We start from the raw sequence: 3,848 nt of genomic DNA on the forward strand, positions 1-3,848 counted from the left end.
GGAACTCGGCAGTTCCACTATGGAACTCGGCAGTTCCACTATGGAACTCGGCAGTTCCACTATGGAACTCGGCAGTTCCACTATGGATCCTCTCCATTTTGGCATGAAACCGTGCCAAAGACGCATGAACGACCGTAAAGACAGGAGGAATTATGACCATCCTTGAACTGATTTCGGCAGCGCGAATACCGGAAGGCATCGGGGCGACCGGCGCGTTTGGAAAGGAGCCGAGGGGGTTATGAATACACTCTGGCAACCACATTATGATGATTTGGTAACCCGGTATGGTGTCGGGTGGCACTATCCGGCAGCCGGAACCGTTACCGTTAAACCAAAACAAACAAAGAAAGGTTCTATGAAACTAAAACAGCAATATTATCCGAGCCGCAAAGACGCGCAAGTGGTCTGGCTCGACAACATGATCAGTAAATTGCCCGCGCATATCGCGGCGTTGGGGTTATCGCAGGCCAAGGCGGATGCACTGCTGGCGGCCTGCAAGTTCCTGCGTTACGTCCTGAGCCAATGGATCGGCGCCATCCGCGCCTTCAGCAAGGCGGCCACGGATACGGAGATCGCGGTCGAGCACGGCACGGGTTCCAGCCCGATCGCGCTGATCACCTTCACCCCGCCGGCGCTGCCCACCGGGGTGGTGCCGGTGCCGCCCGGCGCGCTGACGCTGATTTTTGACTTCATCAAAGATATCAAGGACAGCGATGGCTATACGGACGCGATCGGCCAGGATTTGCAGATCATCGCGCGCGAGGATGCCACGGAGCATCCGGTGCCCAAAGTGAAGTTGAAGCTGTTGGATGGCGACGGCCAACAATCCGTCAAACTCACGATCATCCGCTATGGCCACGAGGGCGTGCTGATTGAAAGCCGGCGCAACGGTGGGGCCTGGGCGGAACTGGCCCGGCCCGCCCATTCGCCCTATGTGGATGCCCGCCCGCTGTTGGTCGCGGGGACGGCGGAGATGCGCGAATACCGGCTGCGGTTTGTGGATAACGATGTGCCCAACGGGGATTGGACCGCCATCCTAAAAATCGCCGTTGGTGTGTAACCCACCATGAATGAAAACAAACTGGCTGCGGGTGAGCACCGGAGGGCTGGCCACCACCCTCACTCGCCCGCAGCCACTGGATTGGTCTTAACTTTTGCCTTTAGCCTTTAACCTTTAGCCTTTTTTCTTATGTCATTTGATCCGAATAAACCAGTCGAGGGTTCGCTGCTCTCCGCTGAAGAACTGCGCCGACAATTCAACGGGCTGAAATCCGAGATTGACGCCATCCCCGCCGGGCCGCCGGGACCGCAAGGTCCCCCCGGCAATGATGGTCAGCCCGGCCAGCAAGGGCCGCTGGGCGAGATCAGCGCGCAGAATTTGGCGGACGCCATCAACAACGTCCTCAACAACAGCAGCGCGAACAGCAACGGGGTGGCGACGCTGGATTTCGTGGTGAGCGATCCGCCGACGCAATGGGAAGTGGGCACGATCCAGAACACGCTGAACGCGCTGATCCTGGCGCTGCGCCGGCAGTAGGGGAAGGGGATAAAAGTATCCCTGCCGCCATCGCCGCAACCACTTTTGGTGGCGCGCCAACGCGTGTGAGCCCGCGCGCCGGGGAGACCTACTCCTCTGCGACCGGGGCTATCCAAAGTGGCGTCGCGGCCCCTGTCACCCCGCTTTGCCGCCGCACCAGAATTTGCGCTTCCCGACCATTCCTCTTCATTTTTCTGCAAAATTTTTCGTTCGAGAATGGATCAATCCTCGATCACGGTCCCTTTTTGCTCGGTCTGGATGAATTCTTCGTGGTCTTCGTAAATGTTATGCTTGGTGCCGGTGGCACGGATCAGGTAGCCGGCGATCAGGCCGCCGACCAGCGCCAGCCCGAGCGTGACCGCGATGCCGATTAATTGCGCCTTGGCGATGCCGGGCACGACGGCGATGGCGGCTAACCCGCCAAACAAGCCGGGCATGCCATGCAGGTTATGCACGCCGCAGGTATCCACGATTTTGCAGGCGTTCTTGATCTTCCCTTGCACCACGGCGTATCCGAACACGCATAGCGCACCCGCGACGGCGCCGATGAGCAGCGCGGTGGAGCTGGAGACCACATTGCAGACCGCGCCAATGGAGACGCCGCCGGCCAGCGCGGCGTTGGCAATATCCCCAATCATCACTTTGCGCTGGTTAAAGTACGCGCTGAAAATGCAGGTGGAGAGCGTCGCGCCGCACAGGGCGAGGATGGTGTTGACGGCGGTGGCCGCGACCTGCTCGGGCGGGACCACCGCGCAACAGAAACTGGGCCAGAACAGCCACAGCACCATGGAGCCGATCATCGAGAAGCGGTTCGAGGTGGCGTCGCCGGGGATTTCTTTGCCCAGATGCGCCTCGCGGGTCAACGCCACCGCCAGGCCCAGGCCGAAATAGGCCCCGAACGCGTGAATGATGATCGAGCCGGCGGAATCCACAAACCCCTTGGTCACTCCCAATCCGCCATCCAGCACCAGCCACTCATTGAGCATGTACAGCGGCACCATGATCAGCGCCAGCAACCCGTATTGCGGCAGCCGGATTCGGCCCAGCACCGCGCCCGTGGAGATTAGCGCCGAGGCCACGGCAAACTCGGCCAGCAGCAATCCCTTGATGCTATGCGCCGGCACCGCTTCGGCGGTGAGAATCCCCCGCGCGCGCAGGAGGAAATACACCGGCAACCCGACGGCGACCACGAGGTAGGTGCCAGTCGTGGCGCTGTAGCCATAGCGTTGGACGAACACCATCAGGAACCCGAAGCCGACCAGCAGCATGGCCAGGATATGAATCGCGAAATTATATTGCTGCACGTCGCGCAATGCGGCGGCGGCCCCGCCCGGTGCTACCGACTCGGCGAACACTGCTGCCGGGGTGAATAACAACCCGCCCAGAAGGACTTTGCTGATGGACATATTTTTTGACATGCGTATGGCTTTCTTTAAACGGCGTATTTACTTCAGCCACTTTTAATTATTGAATTCGGCGAGTCAAGCCTTGGGTATATTTATCCACAGTTCCGAATCAGCCCTTGTTTCCCCTTGGCGCGCCGCCGGGGCGGTGAGGGGGTATGAAGCTCTGGGAATTTCCCCACCGGCAAAATCCTCCGCACCGGCATAGTTGCGTCTCCCCAGGTACACCCGCGCTCACTCCACTGGACGGGGCAAATCCAAAGCGGGGTCGCCCGTCGCCCCTTTTTCCCGCTTCGGTTGCCCCCGCACTCCAAATTTTCCCGCGCCGTCCTGTTTGAGACTCGTTACCGCGTCGCCTGCTTTGGGAAGCGCTCCTTTGAGCGCCGCGCCGACGGGGTTCCGGGCGGGAAGGGTTTGGCGGGGAGGTTCCGGGAGGTGGTTCCGGTTGGGAACTGGGTGCTTCCGGTTTTCGGGGGTGGGGTTCCGGTCGGGAAGAGTGACGTTCCCCGGCGCAGGGGTGGGGTTCTGCCTTGCAATGGCTTGTTTTTGGACCGGGAGGTTGGGATTCTGGTCTGGACCTCTGGGATTTTGGACTGGAACCCCAATAGTCTGCCGCTCAACCGCTATATTCCGCCGTTCTTCTCCAGTATTTTGCGGCACTTCTCCGGAGTTCTGCCGCAGAACCCCGGAGAAATATGGCGGAACCCTCAAGAAGTGCGGCAGAACCCCGGAGAAATGTCGTGGAACTCCCAGGAAGTGCGGCAGTTCTCCCAAGAAGTATCGTAGAACCCTGGAGAAGTACGGCAAAACTCCGGAGAAGTGTCGTAGAACCCTCGGGAAGTGCGGCAGAATCTGAGGCTATAAATATTTTCGTGTAAGTGGCCGACGATAGCTGAGAGGATAAGAAA

The 3,848-nt window shown here is 59.7% G+C and carries 3 protein-coding genes; 2 read left to right on the plus strand and 1 reads right to left on the minus strand.

What is annotated here, in order from left to right; genetic code table 11:
* The first annotated feature begins 355 nt into the window (after positions 1–355).
* Together WCO56_29225 and WCO56_29230 are read left to right on the plus strand one after the other, a co-directional pair.
* Complete coding sequence (locus WCO56_29225; GenBank protein ID MEI7733683.1) at positions 356–1,060, plus strand: hypothetical protein; 705 nt, start codon at positions 356–358, stop codon at positions 1,058–1,060.
* 129 nt (positions 1,061–1,189) lie between these two features.
* On the plus strand, positions 1,190–1,537 hold the full coding sequence (locus tag WCO56_29230; GenBank protein ID MEI7733684.1) for a hypothetical protein: 348 nt from the start codon (positions 1,190–1,192) through the stop codon (positions 1,535–1,537).
* Between the two features lie 221 nt (positions 1,538–1,758).
* Here WCO56_29230 and WCO56_29235 read toward each other — a convergent pair whose 3' ends face one another.
* The gene (locus tag WCO56_29235; protein ID MEI7733685.1) at positions 1,759–2,955 is read right to left on the minus strand and encodes an ammonium transporter; all 1,197 of its coding nucleotides are present in this window, start codon (positions 2,953–2,955) and stop codon (positions 1,759–1,761) included.
* Between the last annotated feature and the right edge of the window lie 893 nt (positions 2,956–3,848).

It is taken from the genome of Verrucomicrobiota bacterium (assembly GCA_037139415.1).
In the GTDB taxonomy this organism is placed as follows: Bacteria; Verrucomicrobiota; Verrucomicrobiia; order Limisphaerales; family Fontisphaeraceae; genus JBAXGN01.

Coding starts and splice junctions, on each gene's coding strand:
- WCO56_29230 (MEI7733684.1), top strand. CDS start 1,190: ATGTCATTTGATCCGAATAAACCAGTCGAGGGTTCGCTGCTCTCCGCT.
- WCO56_29225 (MEI7733683.1), top strand. CDS start 356: ATGAAACTAAAACAGCAATATTATCCGAGCCGCAAAGACGCGCAAGTG.
- WCO56_29235 (MEI7733685.1), bottom strand. CDS start 2,955: ATGTCAAAAAATATGTCCATCAGCAAAGTCCTTCTGGGCGGGTTGTTA.